Genomic DNA, 16,005 nt, shown 5'->3' with positions numbered 1-16,005 from the left:
TGTATATAATGAATATCATGCGAAAATGGCAAGAAAGAGAGCCTCCGGCCGGGCCCGGGCCGGAGGTTTTATGGATGGCAGATTATCGGTAGAAATCGCGGAGGAAGTATGAAAAACCTTGTCGGAGAGCGCGCCACCCTGGCGGCTTTCCTGATGACGATCTTTCTGGCCGGGTTCAACGGCCTGGGAGTGCGTTTGACCGTGGAGGAGCTGCCGCCGTTTTGGGGCGCGGTGTTGCGATTTGTTCCGGCTTTCCTGATTCTGGCCGGAATCGCTGCCATAAAACGTCTGCCGCTGCCATCCGGCCGCAACCTGCTTGGCGCGGTGCTGTACGGTGTGCTCAATTTTGGGGCGAATTATTCATTTCTTTACTGGGGGCTGCAAAAAGTCCAGGCCGGCACGGCGGGCATCTTTTTGGCGCTGGTGCCCCTCTTTACTTTGATTTTTGCAGTCGCGCAGCGTCTCGAACCCTTCCGTTTGCGGGCCCTGTTTGGATCGCTGCTTTCTTTGGCCGGCATCGCGGTCATTTATGGCGCGAAAGGCCCCGCCAATGCTCCGCTGGCGGCGTTGCTGGCCATTACCCTGGGGTCGGTATGCTTTGCCGAAGCCGGGCTGCTCATCAAACGCTTTCCCGGCAGCCACCCCGTCACCACCAACATGATCGGCATGGCCGTCGGTTCGGTGATCCTGTTCCTGATGTCGATGCTGTTTCACGAACCTCACCCTGTGCCGGTCAAAGCGACCACCTGGGGCGCGCTGATTTACCTGATCCTGTTCGGTTCGTGCGCGATCTTTATTCTGACCGTCTATGTACTCAATCGCTGGCCGGCCTCCACGGTCTCCTATTCCTTTGTGATCTTCCCCTTCATTGGGATAGCGGCCTCGGCCTGGTTGGATCATGAAAAGTTTACGCCCTGGGTGTTTGTCGGGGCCGTTCTGGTGGTCGCGGGCGTCTATTTTGGCTCGCTGAGGGCCAGCCAAAAACGGGCCGTGGAGGGATCGCCCGCCGACTGATCCGGTGTGCGGCCTGGAACGCTGCCGCTCCTGAGAGAAAAAGCCGTTTCATACGGGTCCCTGAAAAAATGGACCGCTATGTTGATTCTCCGGCCGGTTCCGGTTGTCTTTTATTTCGTCGGCGTTAAATTCTGTCCTTTTTGATTCTCAATTCAGTGTAAAATCAGATCCGGAGGGGATTGAATGGCAATTCGCGTTATTTTCTTCGATTTTGGTTATGTGCTGGCAACGCCCACCCCGGGATTGGACCCGCGGTATTTATATCTGGACTGGGACGGGATGGCGCGCATCGCTGTCGACCCGCTACTGGCGCCGTACCTGCGCCCGGGCGTTGGCCCGGCCGAGTTATCGGGCGTGTTCGAGCGCGATTATTTTCAGCGTTTCATCAGCCTGGAGAACGGTGGTTTGATCGTACCCCGCAGCAGCGAAATCCTGCGCGGTCTTCTGCCGAAGATCTTTTCACACGCGCTCAATGGCGATCAATACGAACGCCTGTTGTCGCACATCGATACGATGAAATACATGCGCATCGATCCGGCGGCCGGCAAGGTGCTGCGCGCATTGACCAACCTCAACTTCAAGCTGGGAATTATATCGAATATGATGCTTCCGGGTGCGCTGCTGGAACGCCTGCTGCAATCCGAGGGATTGCGCGGGCTGTTCGGCCCGGTGATCGTCTCCTCCGAAACCGGTTATCTCAAGCCGCACCCGCGGATTTTCGAATACGCGCTGGACGCCGGCGGTTGGAAGCCGGAAGAGGCGCTGTTCGTCGGCGATACGTATAAACAGGACGTGGTGGGGGCGCGCTCGGTGGGAATGCGCGTCATCTGGTTGAACAGCCGCAACGAGCCGACCACCCAGGCTGGGCAAAATCCGCCGGACGCGATCATCCATTCGCTGGAAGAGCTGCTCGAGGCGGATTTGTAACGTAAAAAAGACCAGGACGATTGCAGCCGGGCAGGGTTGGCGGTTTCCGGCCCCAGGCTGAAAAAAGAGGCGCGATCTTTGGTAGACCGCATCTCTTCTGTTTAAAATCCGGTTGATCCTGTCAGCTTCCGACTGCGGCGCTTGCCCGTTGGAAATAATCGCACAGGTCTTTGAGCGGGCATCGGGGACAATCCGGCTTGCGCGCGTGACAGATCTCGCGCCCCAGGTGGATCAGGTTCAAATGCGCCGGGCCGTACTCGGCGGGCGGGAACTGGGCTGCCAGATAGGAATGCGCATCCTCGACGCTCATCTTCTCCGGCCGCAGCCCGATGCGCCCGGTGACGCGGTAGATGTGCGTGTCCACCGGAAAGGCGGGCTTGCCCAGCGAGAAGACCAGCACGATGGAGGCCGTCTTAGGCCCGACGCCGTTGAAGCGCGTCAGCCAGGCCATGGCTTCGGCGACCGGCAAGTCGGCCAGGAAGCTCAGGTCCAACGAACCGCGTTCCGCGCTGATCTGGCGCAGCACGGCCTGGATGCGCGGGCCTTTCTGGTTCCCAAGCCCGGCGATGCGGATGGCCTCGACGACCTGTCCGGGTTGGGCGTCGCGTACCGCCTCCCAGGTCGGGAATCGGGCGCGCAGGTTGTTGAAGGCCAGGTCGCGGTTGCGGTCGTTGGTGTTTTGCGAAAGGATGGTCGAAACCAGTTCGTCCAGCGCGGGCAGCGGATCGCGCCACTCGGGCATGCCGTAGAAGGCCAGCAGACGGCGGTGCACTTCGGCGGCGCGCTGCTGGATTTCGGCGGGCGGGACGGGTTTCGGAGCGTTCATTACCAGGTGCGCTTCAATTTCAGCTCGAAGGACGGCCGAATTTCGCCCACGATGAATTTGCGCCAGTTGGTGTTGGGCCGGGCAGCCAGCGCGGCCAGGTGTTCGTCGATCTGGGCCTGTGAGAGCAGCCCGAGCTGGCGCAGAATTTCGATGGCCACCACCGGGCGGGCGCGCCCACCCTGATCGCCATCGGCGATTTTGAAGGTGATGCCCAGCGCGGGGCTGCCCGGGCCCAGAGCGTCCGGCAGCAGGCCGATGCCCTGGTAACCTTCGGCGCCGCCTTTGGCGAACATGCGCCCTTCAAGCAAACCCATGGCGATCGTGTCGAAGCGCCCGGGCCCGGCCACCATGTCCGGGTTGCTCATCATGGCATGCGTGATCTGGCGGCAGGCTGCGGCGCGTTCGGGCGACAGTTCGCTCGGACCGGCCAGGCGGGCGAAGGCCATGGCCATGTTGCGCAGCGGCAGGGCGAACACCGGCGCAGAGCAGCCGTCGATGCCGATTAGAATATCCTCGCGCGGAATCTCGGTCATCTCGCTGAAGGTTTTGATGATCAACTGCTGGACCGGATGGTTGGGGTCGATGTATTCCTTCTTCGAAAGCCCGCGCAGGACGGCCTGGGCCAGCATGCCGGTGTGCTTGCCCGAGCAGTTGTGGCGGTTGGAGGTGGGCAATTCATGGCGCTGGCGCATGGCCTCGACGGTGGCTTCGTCCTGCGGGTCGTGAACGCCGCACAGCAGGTCGCTTTCGGTGACGCCAATCTTGGCCTGGATGCCCGAAACGACCCGGAAGTGCTCGTCGGTGCCGGAATGGGATGCGCACAGGATGGCCAGCTCGCGTTCGGTCAGGCCGAAGTGCTGCGGGCCGCCCAGTTCGACAAAGGGCAGCGCCTGAACGGGCTTGGTAGTGGAACGCGGGTAGGTGATGATTTCGGGATCGCCCACGCTGGCGACCACATGGCCGTGCACATCCACCACGGCGATCGCGCCGCAATGGATCGATTCGACGATGGGCCCGCGAGTGACCTCGACGAGCGGTTGATAGTTAGGATAGGTCATCCAAAGTGTCCTTATTATTTGAGGTTGAAAAGAAAAGCCACAGAGACCACAGAGAGCACAGAGAAAAGAAATTGAACCAATTAAGAAGATTGGTTTCGCAGAACATCACAGATTTTATAAAAAAGGTGCTGCGGAGACCATTGAGTAAAGTAATCAAAAGGAGCGTGTTCACTCCTGTTTTCTTATTTTTCTCTTTTCTCAGTGACCTCTGTGTTTTCTGTGGCTTTCTTTTTCTACTCTTTCTCTTTCCTCAGTGAACTCTGTGTTTTCTGTGGCTTTCTTTCCCTATTCCTCGATCTCGATGCTCTCCGGATAACTGCGGCGCAGGAAATACTGGCGCAGACCCCAGCGCAGGCGCTGCTCGTACAGGCGACGCCGTTCGGGTGCGGGCGAGAAGTCCTGCATCAGGGGGGCGATCAGGGCTTCGGTATCCTCGACCCTGGCCCCGTTCTCCACCAACCCATCGATGCGCTGGCGAACGCGCTCGAGGTAGGCCAGTTGGGCGCGTACCTGGGCCTGGGTGATCAATCCACCCCGCCCGCTGACCAGCGTGTGGTTCTGGAACTGCTCGGAGAGCAGGCGGCGCAGCGTTTCGATCCAGACAGGCACGTCGGCTCCGGCGAGATAGGGCGGTTGGTCCGGTACGACGGCATCGCCAATGAACAAAACATGTTCTTCGGGCAGGTTCAGCCACAGCGCGCCCACCGAAGCGCCCGGACGATACTCCAGGCGAATGGGGTTGCCGCCCCAGTGAATGGTCATTTCTTCGGTAAAGGTGATTTCCGGCGGCGCCCAGCGAATGCTGCCCAGGTTATTGTAAAGTTCCCACTCCGCGCCGGTCTCGGCCCCCTGGGTTTTAAAGGTAATCGGGCGGTTGCGAAAAATCTGGGCGACTTTTTCATGCGAAACGATGGAGCAGTCCATGGCGCGCGCGCCCAGGGTGCGGTCGAAGTGCGCGTCCAGATTGATCAACAACCGTTCCACGCCGCCGCTCAAATTGAGCAGCGCCGACCGCCACGAGCGCGTATCTTCGGCGCGCAGCGGCGCATCGATCAGGATCAGGCCGTGAGGCGTGTTGATGGCGCCCAAAGTAACGCCGGGAAAAGCAGTTTCGATAAAAACATGAGCAGCGATTTCCTGCATACCAATCCTCAAGAGATAAATTCGACCTCAGGCCGTCTTTGCCACAGGCAACGTAAACAGGAAGCGGCTCCCGTGACCCGGCTCGTCTTCCACCCAGATTTTACCACCATGTGACTGCACCGCGAGGCGGCAGAATGCCAGCCCCAGACCCAATCCCTTGGGCATGCGCTCGGTGTGCAGACGGGTAAATTTATTGAAAATGGCCTCGTGCGCCTCGGGCGGAATGCCCGGCCCGCTGTCCGACACGCCGACCTCGATCCACTCGCCTTTCCGGCAGGCGGTGATGCGCAGCACGCCGTTCATGGGCGTGAATTTGCTGGCATTGTCCAGCAGATTGGTCACCACACGCCGGATCATGTCCGAATCCACGAAGGCCGGCGGCAGGTCCGGGGCCAGTTCCTGGGTCACGCTCAGGTGCTTGGTATCCACCATGGGCACCACGGAATCGAGCGCGTCACCGACCAGGCTGGCGATGGACACCTCGGTCCGGTTGGCGATCGACTGTCCGGCCTCCAGCCGGTGGATATCCAGCAGCGAACTGATCAGGCGCTGCATGCGCTCGGTCGAACGCGTGGCAATCTGGAAGACGGATTTGAGCGTGTCGTTTTCGTCGAGGGGCAGCAGCGAGGCCAGAATGTCCAGGCTGGAGATCATGTTGGCCAGTGGTGAGCGCAGGTCGTGATAGATCATGGCGCTCAGGTCTTCACGCAGCGCGTCCAGGTCTTTTCGTTCCGAAATATCGCGCAGGATCCACTGCAAACACGGCGCGCCTTCGATTTCGACGCGGCGGGCGTACACATCCACGGGCAGTTTGGCGCCGTTCCTGACTCTCAACTCCGATTCGTAGCGTACGGTCAGGCTGCCGGCCAGGCGTTCGAATCCCGCGCCCACCCGGTCCCAGCGCACGGCATGCAGGTCTTGCACGGCCTGTTTGGGAAGATCCTCCAGCGAATAACCGGTGACGTTGGCGGCCTGCCGGTTGGCCTCCAGAATTTGACCGCTGAGGGTGGTGACAAAGATCGGATCGATCGAATCTTCGAACAACTCGCGATAGCGGCGGTGGGCGTTTTCGAGCGAGGTATACAACTGGGCGTTGTGAACGGCCATGCCGGCGATGTCGCTGATGGCGCGCAGCAGGGCCAGTTGTTCATCGGTGAATACGCCCGGTTCGGGGTGAACGATGGTGAGCACACCGACGATGCTCTCGCGCGCGGTGAGCGGCAGGCACATGGCCGATTTGGCGCCGGTGCGTTCCGCTGAGTCATCCTCGCGGCGCATCCAGCGTTCGTCCTGGCTGGTATCCGGCACCAGAACCGCGGTGCGGTTGCGCATCACCCAGCCGGCCAGTCCGTGCGAAAGCGTGCCCTTCAACTGCTCGACGGTGTGCGGCAGCATGCGCCCGCCGACAACGATGGCGGCGTCCACCGGCTCCTGGTTGGCATCCAGGATGATCAGGCTGCCGCGTTCGGCTCCGATGTTGGCGACCGACAGATCGAGAACGCGCGCCAGCACGGTGTGCATATCCAGCGTGGTGGCCAGTTCACGGCTGATGTCGAGCAGGAGTTCCAGCGAGGAGCGAGTGCGGTCCTGAGCAGTCATGAAAACCTTTTCCCCTAGATGTATTTCAATCCGCTGCCCGTGTTGAACAGCACCACGGTTTCGTGCGCAGCGATCCAACCCGATTGGCGCAATTGGTGCAGGCCGGCCAGCGTGGCGGCGCCTTCCGGCGCGGCGAAAATACCCTCGCCGCGCGCCAGCTCGGACTGGGCGGCGGTGATGTCTTCATCCGACACGGCCAGGGCCGTGCCGTTGCTTTCGCGTAGGGCCTGCAGCACCTGCCGGTCGGCAAAAACGGCCGGTACGCGCAGCCCGGAGGCCAGGGTATGGGCGTTCTGCCAGGCTTCGGCGCGCGGTGCGCCCTGCTGGAAAGCGCGTACGATCGGCGCGCAGCCATCGGCCTGCACGCTGACCATGCGCGGGCGCTGCGATCCGATCCACCCCAGGGCTTCCAGCTCGGCGAAGGCTTTCCACATGCCCACCAGGCCGGTGCCCCCGCCCGTGGGATAGAGAATCACGTCCGGCAGGCGCCAGCCAAAGGCTTCGGCCAGTTCCAACCCCATGGTTTTCTTGCCTTCGCAGCGGTAAGGCTCCTTGAAGGTGGAGACATCGAACCAGCCCCGGGCGGCGGCCTCGGCTCCGGCTTCGCGCGCGGCGTCGTTGATCAGGCCGTTCACCAGGTGCAGGTCTGCTCCGGCCGCCTGCACTTCGATCTGATTGGCGCGTGGTGTATCCGCCGGCATATAGATGTGAGCCGGCGCGCCTGCCCGCCCGGCGTAGGCCGCCAGCGCCCCGCCGGCGTTGCCGGCGGTGGGAATGACGAATTCACGGACCCCCAGTTCCAACGCGCGGCTGACCGCGGCGCACAGCCCGCGCGCTTTGAACGAGCCGGTCGGGTTGAGGGCCTCGTCTTTGACGAACAGGGCGTCCATCCCGAGCGCGGCGCCGGTACGCGCCAGCGGGAGGAGCGGAGTGTCCCCTTCGCCCAGCGTCAGGCGGTAGCGCGGGTCGCGGACGGGCAGCAGTTCGGCCCAGCGCCACATGCCGCGTGGGCGTTGACCGAATTGCTCGCGGGTGGCATCACCGCGCAGACGCGCCAGATCGTAGCGCGCCATGAGGGGTGAACGACAGTCGGGGCAATAGGTTTGAACCTGGTCGGCGTCGAACCTCCGGCCGCATTCGGGGCATTCCAGATGAGTTAGATAGCTTTTGGGTAGGTTTGTCATGATCTATGGGGTTGGAGCGGTAATGGTACGAATAGTCTGGCAGCGTTCACAATCCGGCGAACTGCACAACAGCGCCAGCGGATCTTCGCGGATCCATCCGGCGGCGATATCGAGCATGGGAACCAGCGGAATGGCGCGCACTTCGGCCGAACCGATCGTCACGCTGCGGGTGATGCCGCTCAACAGGGGTTGGATGGCTTCGAAGCCATTCGAACAGCCCGGAAAACCCGGGCAGGCGCGCACACCTTCCTGGGTGAGTGCCCAGCGGATGAACTGCGTGCGCCCGGCGCGTTTTTCGGCGACGTGCAGGCTGGTGTTGCAGGTGTGGTCCACCCCCAGCAGCACCACCCAACCACCCTGGTCAGCCAGCGCTTCGATGGGCGCCAGGGGCTCGGCCAGCGTTTGCGCTTCCAGAGCATCGTCCACATTGAGGCCGCTGAAGGACAGGATGGGGTGGGTGGATCGTCTGGCCTGCGTGTGCCGGCGCAGCATCTCGGCGGTTACGCCCATCAGACGATCGGCGGGCATATCCGGAGAATAGAATTCGGCCATGCGGTTCTGGTCTTCGCCGCTGCCGTAGGCCATGCCATTCTCGGCTGGGCCCTCCTGGGGCGTGATCATGGTGGTGTAGGTAAAGGTGGGCATCATCAACCCGCCCACCTGCGAGAGGAGCGCGCCCAGCAGCGCGTCGGCCCCGCCGCGTATCTCGCCAAAGGCGGAAAGCGAAGCATGGGCGATGACCGGCGTATGGGCATCCAGATTGATTTGTTTTAATCCACTCACCAGGTCGCGGTAGGAGAGCATGAGTCACTCCGGGGAGGAAGGTTTTGGATCTGCATTGGGCCGGTAGACGATCTGGCGCGGCAATGTCGGACTGCCTGCAAGTTGCAGGGCCAACCGGACAGCCCGCGCTAATGCCAATGTCTCGTCACCCGGCGGCACAGTAGCCTCACCGCTGATGCTCTGATGGTCCCCCAGACAGATGGCGAATACAGAAATATTATACGCCGAAAACTCGGCGGCGGCGGCGCGCACCAGCGCCAGGCGGGCTGCCTGGCTGGCCGCGAAAACGGGCGGCCGGGCGGCGTCGACCGCAAAAATGCCCGCCGCGCCGCCGTGCAGATCCTGCATGTGCCGGCCGACCAGCCTGAGCAGCAGGTAGGGCGAGGTGACGTTGGTCTCGAAGGCGCGCTGCCAGTCCCACTCGTCCAGTTCCAGCAGGCCGGCTATTGGATGCGCCCAGGCGCAGTGAAAAAACAGATCGATGCGCTGAAAATCGTTCAGCACTTCGTCCATGAGCGCCCCGGCGGGCAGGCCTTTGCCGGTTTCACCGCAGTAGGCGCGAATCGATCCGCCCGCCGCGCGCACGGCATCCGCTGTGGCATCCAGCCCGACCGGTGAAAGGTCCTGCGCGGCCACGGCCGCGCCCGCGCCGGCAAGCGCAAGGGATAGCGCCCGTCCCAGCGAGCGCCCCGCGCCGATCACCAGCGCCGTCTTGCCGTCCAGGGCCGTGTTCAAGGCTGAGCCTGCGTTTCCGGCGGACACAACGGCACGCCGTCCGGATTCTCGGTGGCGTTCAAGGCCATGCCGAAATAGGGCGATGGGTCGAGCGTGTTGTCGATATCGCGTTCGTCCAGGAAACCTCCCGCGCCGGTGTCTTTTACGATCGAAAGGTGCAGGTGCACGCCGACCGGGTTGAGCGGGTCGCCGGAATAATTTCCCTGATAGCCCAGCAGCGTCCCGGCTTCGACGAACACTTCCTGGGTGCCGGGCGGAAACTGGTCGGAAATGGTGGCCGCGCCCAGCCGGTTGGCCATGTGCGTATAGTAGGTCCAGATCTGGCGGCCCGGCTGCAGCGGGTCGGATGGGACGCGGATGATGAGCGTGGATTTCCAGCCCGCCTCGCGGGTGAGATAACCGTCATAGGCGGCATACACCGGCGTCAGGCCGGGTTCGTCGCCCCCGAAGATGTCCAGTCCGGTGTGGCGGTGGCCGGGCGAGAAGGAGTCATCCCAGGTGAAGCCGATGTAGCCGTCCGTGGGCATTTGAAAGGGCGCGTTCGCGCAGCGTTGGCCGGCCGGCAAAACCCAATCGGCGTGCGCGGCGGGATCGTTGAGGTAGGCCAGGATCATGCGCTGGCGCTGCGAGATCGAACCGCTCGAGCCGTCCGGGTTGGGCCGCAGGAACAAAAAATAGCCGGCCACCAGGGCGGCGATGAAGGCCATCGAGAGCGTGAATTTAAGGAACTTCTTCATCGGAAAGTCCATTATAGCCGGTCCTCCGGCCATTATGACCGGAGGGCCGGCCATTATATAGCCGGAGGACCGGCCATTATATAGCCGGAGGACCGGCGCGAGGCTAATTTCGGTTATTCTTGCACGTTGCCGTGGCGCTTGCCCCAGGCTTCGTCGTCTTCCAACGTCACCACGCGAAAACCTTCGGCATAGCGCATTTCCTTGCCCCGGGCAGTGTCGGCAGCCCACTCGCGGATCCTCGGTTCCGGATCCCAGTCTTTCATCTGGCTTTTGTGGGCCCGCAGGGCGGCGATCTTGATATCGATGGTCTCGTCGATGCTGACGAAGGTATCGCTTTTATCCCAGGCAGTGATGTAAACCTTGCGGGGTTTGAAGGCGGTCAGGCCTTCCCCGGCCAGCTCCTCGAACAGGTTGGGTTGCCCGGCGGCCGGGAAGGTGGCTTCCAGCGCGGCCAGCGAGGCGGCGCGGTGATCCGGGTGGTTGATGTAATCGCTGCTGGAAATCACAACGGTTGGGTCGCCGGTCAGGATGACCTCGGGGCGAAAGCGGCGGATCTGGCGCACGATCTGCTTGCGCAGGCTGAGGGTGGCTTCCAGCAGGCCGTCCGGTTCGCGCAGGAAGGTGATATCGCTCACGCCGGCGATCTCGGCGGCGGCGCGGGCTTCGGCCTCGCGGATCTCGGTGGCGCGGGCGCGGGTCATACCGGGGATGGCGATGCCGACGTCGCCGCTGGTGCACAACAGGTAGGCGATGCGCGCGCCGGCCCTGGCCCAGCGCGCCAGCGTACCGGCGCAGGTGAATTCAATGTCGTCCGGATGGGCAACGATGGCCATGGCGCTTTCAGGAATATACAATGAGTTGGTCATAGATGATTCTCCTCGATGCATTCTAGAAAGTGTACCCCAAAGGATGGCGGTTGTACAAATTACAAAAAGATAGCCACAGAGATCACAGAGGAAGAAGAGAACACCGGAATAAAAAAAAGAGGAAAGAAAATTGGCCGATTTTATCGAGCGGCTTTCTTATCCTCTTGATCTCTGATCATCTTCTCTGTGTTCTCTGTGATCTCTGTGGCTGGTCTTTCTCTTCAACCGTCCACGTCCATTTGTTCCTGGCGCGAATCGACGGCGCTCTTGGCATCCCGCAGCAGCGCCTGCCACACCTGCGGTCTGGAAGTCTGGCAGGCCTGCAGCAGATCGTTGAGCGGGTCCAGCGGCTGGGCGGCGATGAAAGCGCGGCATTCCTCGGGCAGGGAATAGCTGTGGCTGACGAAGATTTTCAACCTGCGCTCTTCCTGCATATCCAGCAGCCCGCGTTCGGCCAGGTTGGCTTTCGAACGTTCGAGCACCTCATCGTAAGGTTCGGAATAATTGCGCCCCAACCATGCCGAAACGATGCTGGCGACTTCGCTGTTGGCCGAGTGTTCAGCGGCGTCCAACAGGTCGGCTTCCAGGCAGGGGCCTTCCCAACTTGAAGGCTGGCCGCTCGGGTCGGCATACAGCGCCATATGCGAGCTGAGTCCGAAAAACGTCTTCTTCTTGCGCAGCCCCAGGCACAGCAGGCCGGCCTTTTCGTTCGCCAAAAAGGCGGCCGCCAGCAGATACTGAACCAGCTCGATGCGATTCACCTGGAGAGTCGTGTGTTGCAGGCTGACTTTGTTGAAAACGCCCCTGGTCGAGGCGAATTTTTCGGCGTTGAAGTAAACCAGTTCACTGGGGATCAGGGATTGAGATAACATGGGCGCGGTAACCTCCAGGGGATAAAGAAAAGCTCACGAGATGATTAAATCACAAACCGGGCTGCCCGGGTGAACCTTTTCCTTAATGTTAGGTTGGCATCGGCCGTGGAATACTGAAATGACGCCTGAGATGAATTAATCCGGGGTCAGACGTTTCGGAGGATGCTTGCGTCCATTGATAAAGCTCGGGACGCAGTTCGGCCGCCAAAAAATTGGGATGATTGCGGCGGTTCTGGAGAACCTCTGCGCTGATTCCCTGCACCACCATGGCTTCGCCGTTGCCGTCACGCTCTACAAAAACCAGCGGGCTGCCCCACGGGTCGATTACACCAGCCCATCCCGGGAATTTGGCGCCGTTCTCCTCCCATTCGTTCGGCGCGCGATCTTCGGCGCTGTCGCAGACCAGGGCAAAAAAGCCGTTCGTCCAGCAGGCTTTCTGGATGGACATGCCGTGGATGGTTTCCTTGAGGTAGCGGCTGCGCGGGACGTTGTAGTATCCGAACGGCATCAACACGAGTTCAGCGCCTTTCATGAACAGGGTGCGCGTCATCTCATCGAAAAAGGAATCGCGGCAAATCGTTATCCCCACTTTGATCTTGCCGATATCGAAAACTTCGATTGATCCGCCAAAGCCCCAATAAGGCTGTTCCTGGACGGGCGTGTGGATCTTACGTTGCTTGCCGATCAGGCCGCTGCCGTTGGCGAGAATGTGAGTGCAGTAGAAACGATCTTCCTCGCGTTCGAGAATGCCGCAGGAAAGGATTACACCCATATCGCGGGCCAGTTGGATTACCTGCCGGGTGGATGGTCCGGGGATGGGTTCAGCCCATTGGCGCGCGGCTGCATGCTGGATGTAACCGGTGACGTTGAGTTCGGGGAAGAGCACCAATTCTGCACCCTGCCGGACGGCCTTTTCCGTCCAGGCGCGCATATCAGCCAGCGCATCAATGGGTTGTCCCAATCGATTTCGGGTGGAAACGGCGGCGATGGTGATATTTTGCATGAATGGATCCTCTGTTTCGTTTTTTTGCTAAAAGCAGGATCATTTGTACAGGACTCTGCCGGAAAAAGCAAACCGTACCCCGGTCAGTCTCTTGCTCGATCGTATTCATCTTGTCATAATTATGTCAGGAATTGACATATATCCATCCGATAATCAATAGAGATTGGCCGCACAACCCGGCCGGGAGGCAACTCTGGCAACCGCACCGCGTTTGATCACCCTCATTTTGCTCCTGCAACGCCAACCCAATCAGAAAGCCGCCCAACTGTCCGAAAAATTGGGCGTCTCGGTGCGCACGCTGCACCGTTACCTGGGCATGCTGGATGAAATGGGCATTCCGGTCTACTCCGAGCGTGGGCCGAACGGCGGTTTCTCGCTGGTGCGCGGCTACCGCCTTCCACCGCTGGTGTTCACCCCCGAGGAGGCCGTGGCAGTTTCACTGGGGACCGGCCTGGTGGAGGAAATGTGGGGCCAGCTTTATCGCGAAGCAGCCCGCGGCGCGCTGGCGAAGCTGGAGAACGTGCTGCCCGATGAACAGCGCGGAGAAATCGCCTGGGCGCGGCGTTCGCTGGCAGCCACCGGCCTGAACCGGGCCGACCTGGATGCCCTTGCCCCGCTGCTGGAGGTGTTGCGCCGCGGCGTTCATCAACAACGCGTGGTGAGTATGCGCTACTTCTCCGGCAGCAGCGAACAACCCCGGCAGCGCTGCGTGGATCCCTACGCGCTGGTGCACCGCTGGGGCTGGTGGTACCTTGCTGGTTACTGTCACCTGCGTAAAGCGGTGCGCTCCTTCCGTGTGGACCGCATGGAGAGTCTGGTGCTGTTGGACGAGCGCTTTAGTACACCGGCGGACTTCGACGTGCGTGCCTACCTGGCGCAGGAGTTCGCCAGCCAGCCGCAAATCGCTGCCACGTTGCGCTTCGAACCGGCTGCGGCGCACGTGGCGCGCCTGAACCGCGTCGCCTGGGAAACGTTACGCGAGGAACCGGATGGCAGCGTGACCGTCACCCTGCTCAGCCCCGACCTGGGCTGGGCGGCTTCTTCCACACTGGCCTATGGCCCACTGGTAAGCGTGCTGGAGCCGCCGGAACTACGCCAGATGGTGCGCGCCTGGGCGGCGGAAATTACCAGGATGAATACGTAGAGATGGAGAAAACAAAATGGAAAAGCTCGATTTGAAGAAATCATTGAAGCCCTACTACCAGCCTTCAGCAAAAACACCGGAGATCATTCAGGTGCCACGCTTTCAATTTGCCATGCTGGACGGTGACATCGAACCCGGGGTATTGCCCGGCAATTCGCCCGCCTTTCAGGAAGCGGTCGCGGCGCTGTATGGTATCGCCTACACGCTCAAGTTCATGGTCAAGCTGCGCAAGGACGATCCCATCGACTACCCGGTCATGGCGTTGGAGGGTTTGTGGTGGGTGGAGGACGGAAAATTTGACCTCCGCGTAGCCGATAACTGGAAATGGACGGTAATGATCCTGCAACCTGAGGTTGTTACAGCGGAGATCTTCGCGGAGGGGTTGGCGCAACTGCGCAAGAAGCGCGGCGACCAGCCGGCCTTTGCACGCCTGCGCCTGGATGGTTTCGAGGAGGGGCTATGCGTGCAGATGATGCACATCGGGCCATATGCCACCGAACCGGCCAACGTGGACAGGATGCACGCTTTTGCCGTGCAGCAGGGCTATCACGCGCAACTGGGCAGCGGCGGCAAACACCACGAGATCTATATGAGCGATCCGCGCAAAGCTGCGCCGGAGAAAATGAAAACCGTATTGCGTCATCCGATCGAGCGCTGAGCGGATCAAAAAATTCATCAACATGGAGCCATAGAGTGCCAAGAGCAACGACGAAAACCGATTTGATTGCCGATTTTCAAGCTGAAAAAGACAAACTGGACCAATTTCTGGCGGCATTGACGCCTGAACAGAAAGTAAGTGCGGGCGCGCTGGGTGATTGGTCACCCAAAGACGTGCTGGCGCACCTGGCCGAATGGATGCACATGCTACTGGGCTGGTATGCCGCCGGGCAGCGTGGCGAAAAACCCATCCTGCCCGCGCCCGGTTATAAATGGTCGCAACTTCCGGTGTTGAACCAGGTCATCTATGAGAAATACGCCGGCTGCCCGCTGGAAGAAGCGGAGAAGTTGTTTGCGGATGCCTTCGAAGAAGTCCGGGCGTTGGCTTTCCGGTTGAGCGAAGAAGACCTGTTTCGCCGCGGGCGTTACCCCTGGGCGGGCAGCAATACCCTGGCGTTGCTCATCCAGGCCAATACAGGCAGCCATTTCCGCTGGGCGCACACTCAAATGCGCAAGAAGTTATTCCCGCGGCGGAAGAAAGCCGCTGCCTGAGGGACTTGAATCGAATAAGGGCCTCACCTGGTTACGACGCGGGTGAGGCCCTTTTTGTAGGTTCTCAGATATTACTTCGTAAAATCCCCTCTGCCAGGAAAAAAACTGGCCGCTGGCAGGGGGACACCTCCTGCCCGGCTGGGCTATACTTTGAAAACCTGCATTCTACAATCGCTGAGGTGATCATGGAATTGACCCAGATGCTCAACACACTTTCGGCCGGCCGGGTGCTGGACGTGGCCACCGGGCACGGAGGCTTTGCCGGTTATATTCTGGAAAACGTCAAAGAGTTCGACGAATTGATCGGGGTGGATGCGGTCGAACGCTACGGCGAGGCTTTTGGGCAGGCCTTTGCCGGCCAACCGAAGGCATCCTTCCGTTGTATGGATGCCATGCAACTCGATTTCCCGGATGCCAGCTTCGACACGGTTTGCATGGCCTCTTCCCTGCATCATCTGCCTGATCCGGCCCGGGCGCTGCGCGAAATGCGGCGCGTCCTCAAACCCGGCGGGCGCTGCATCCTGACGGAGATGTACAGCGACAATCAGAGTGAAACCCAACTGACCCATGTCCTGTTGCATCACTGGTGGGCAGCCATCGACAGCGCGAGCGGCGTGGTTCACCACGAGACCTTCACCCGCGCCGGGTTGGTGGAGCTGTTGGGGGGCATGCGGCTCGCGTGGCAGTTCGCGGACGAACGCGATCTCGAATCCGATCCGCTCGAGGTCGAAGGAATCCGGCGCCTCGATGGGATCATCGATCAATACCAGAGCCGCGCCGAAGCGCTGCCCGGGGCGGCGGCGCTGAAGCAGCGCGGCGAAGAACTGCGTGTCCGCCTGCACGCGATTGGCATTCATGGAGCCACGCAGTTGGTCGCTGTGGGCGAAAATTCGTGAAGCAGCGGG

General features: G+C 61.0%; 17 protein-coding genes. 6 read left to right on the top strand and 11 right to left on the bottom strand.

From position 1 onward, the window contains the following. The first annotated feature begins 108 nt into the window (after nucleotides 1-108). Together LARV_RS01555 and LARV_RS01550 are read left to right on the top strand one after the other, a co-directional pair. On the top strand, nucleotides 109-1,014 hold the full coding sequence (locus LARV_RS01555; RefSeq protein ID WP_075071982.1) for a DMT family transporter: 906 nt from the start codon (nucleotides 109-111) through the stop codon (nucleotides 1,012-1,014). A 183-nt stretch (nucleotides 1,015-1,197) separates the two neighbouring features. Then, the gene (locus LARV_RS01550) at nucleotides 1,198-1,941 is read left to right on the top strand and encodes an HAD family hydrolase (protein WP_075071981.1); all 744 of its coding nucleotides are present in this window, start codon (nucleotides 1,198-1,200) and stop codon (nucleotides 1,939-1,941) included. 121 nt (nucleotides 1,942-2,062) lie between these two features. On the opposite strand, the gene LARV_RS01545 is transcribed toward LARV_RS01550, so the two are convergent. The 11 genes from LARV_RS01545 to LARV_RS01495 all read right to left on the bottom strand — a co-directional run bounded on the left by LARV_RS01545 (nucleotide 2,063) and on the right by LARV_RS01495 (nucleotide 12,747). Beyond that, nucleotides 2,063-2,767, bottom strand: coding sequence for an endonuclease III domain-containing protein (locus LARV_RS01545; RefSeq protein ID WP_075071980.1), 705 nt, complete (start codon nucleotides 2,765-2,767; stop codon nucleotides 2,063-2,065). Then, on the bottom strand, nucleotides 2,767-3,825 hold the full coding sequence (locus tag LARV_RS01540) for an asparaginase (RefSeq protein ID WP_075071979.1): 1,059 nt from the start codon (nucleotides 3,823-3,825) through the stop codon (nucleotides 2,767-2,769). The genes LARV_RS01545 and LARV_RS01540 overlap by 1 nt, the downstream gene beginning before the upstream one ends. A gap of 285 nt (nucleotides 3,826-4,110) precedes the next feature. After that, nucleotides 4,111-4,968, bottom strand: a complete 858-nt coding sequence (locus LARV_RS01535) for an MBL fold metallo-hydrolase (RefSeq protein WP_075071978.1) — start codon at nucleotides 4,966-4,968, stop codon at nucleotides 4,111-4,113. 27 nt (nucleotides 4,969-4,995) lie between these two features. Beyond that, the gene (locus tag LARV_RS01530) at nucleotides 4,996-6,567 is read right to left on the bottom strand and encodes a sensor histidine kinase (protein WP_075071977.1); all 1,572 of its coding nucleotides are present in this window, start codon (nucleotides 6,565-6,567) and stop codon (nucleotides 4,996-4,998) included. A 14-nt stretch (nucleotides 6,568-6,581) separates the two neighbouring features. Continuing rightward, on the bottom strand, nucleotides 6,582-7,751 hold the full coding sequence (locus LARV_RS01525) for a threonine synthase (protein ID WP_075071976.1): 1,170 nt from the start codon (nucleotides 7,749-7,751) through the stop codon (nucleotides 6,582-6,584). Between the two features lie 3 nt (nucleotides 7,752-7,754). Then, on the bottom strand, nucleotides 7,755-8,555 hold the full coding sequence (locus LARV_RS01520; protein WP_075071975.1) for an AAC(3) family N-acetyltransferase: 801 nt from the start codon (nucleotides 8,553-8,555) through the stop codon (nucleotides 7,755-7,757). Between the two features lie 3 nt (nucleotides 8,556-8,558). Then, entirely contained in the window at nucleotides 8,559-9,269 is a 711-nt protein-coding gene (locus tag LARV_RS01515) for an SDR family NAD(P)-dependent oxidoreductase (RefSeq protein WP_075071974.1), read from the bottom strand. Then, on the bottom strand, nucleotides 9,266-10,006 hold the full coding sequence (locus LARV_RS20275; protein ID WP_172797755.1) for a M23 family metallopeptidase: 741 nt from the start codon (nucleotides 10,004-10,006) through the stop codon (nucleotides 9,266-9,268). The genes LARV_RS01515 and LARV_RS20275 overlap by 4 nt, the downstream gene beginning before the upstream one ends. 113 nt (nucleotides 10,007-10,119) lie before the next feature. After that, nucleotides 10,120-10,872 carry a PIG-L deacetylase family protein gene (locus LARV_RS01505; RefSeq protein WP_201785853.1) on the bottom strand — a complete coding sequence of 251 codons (753 nt, stop codon included), beginning with the start codon at nucleotides 10,870-10,872 and terminating at the stop codon, nucleotides 10,120-10,122. A 221-nt stretch (nucleotides 10,873-11,093) separates the two neighbouring features. Continuing rightward, the gene (locus tag LARV_RS01500; RefSeq protein ID WP_075071972.1) at nucleotides 11,094-11,744 is read right to left on the bottom strand and encodes a hypothetical protein; all 651 of its coding nucleotides are present in this window, start codon (nucleotides 11,742-11,744) and stop codon (nucleotides 11,094-11,096) included. An 88-nt stretch (nucleotides 11,745-11,832) separates the two neighbouring features. Next, entirely contained in the window at nucleotides 11,833-12,747 is a 915-nt protein-coding gene (locus tag LARV_RS01495; protein WP_075071971.1) for a nitrilase-related carbon-nitrogen hydrolase, read from the bottom strand. Between the two features lie 163 nt (nucleotides 12,748-12,910). Here LARV_RS01495 and LARV_RS01490 point away from each other — a divergent pair, with 163 nt between their 5' ends. Genes LARV_RS01490 through LARV_RS01475 form a run of 4 tightly spaced genes read left to right on the top strand, consistent with a single transcriptional unit; the run spans nucleotide 12,911 to nucleotide 15,996 of the window. After that, on the top strand, nucleotides 12,911-13,891 hold the full coding sequence (locus LARV_RS01490; RefSeq protein ID WP_075071970.1) for a helix-turn-helix transcriptional regulator: 981 nt from the start codon (nucleotides 12,911-12,913) through the stop codon (nucleotides 13,889-13,891). A gap of 16 nt (nucleotides 13,892-13,907) precedes the next feature. Further along, nucleotides 13,908-14,549: a GyrI-like domain-containing protein gene (locus LARV_RS01485; protein ID WP_075071969.1), complete on the top strand. Its 642-nt coding sequence runs from the start codon at nucleotides 13,908-13,910 to the stop codon at nucleotides 14,547-14,549. A 35-nt stretch (nucleotides 14,550-14,584) separates the two neighbouring features. Further along, nucleotides 14,585-15,100, top strand: coding sequence for a ClbS/DfsB family four-helix bundle protein (locus LARV_RS01480; protein WP_075071968.1), 516 nt, complete (start codon nucleotides 14,585-14,587; stop codon nucleotides 15,098-15,100). Between the two features lie 5 nt (nucleotides 15,101-15,105). Further along, nucleotides 15,106-15,996, top strand: a complete 891-nt coding sequence (locus tag LARV_RS01475; protein ID WP_407936362.1) for a class I SAM-dependent methyltransferase — start codon at nucleotides 15,106-15,108, stop codon at nucleotides 15,994-15,996. The last annotated feature ends 9 nt before the right edge of the window (nucleotides 15,997-16,005 follow it).

Source organism: Longilinea arvoryzae (assembly GCF_001050235.1).
In the GTDB taxonomy this organism is placed as follows: Bacteria; Chloroflexota; Anaerolineae; order Anaerolineales; family Anaerolineaceae; genus Longilinea; species Longilinea arvoryzae.
The sequence above is the reverse complement of the archived record's forward strand: the minus strand, read 5'-3'. Positions and strand labels throughout refer to the sequence as shown.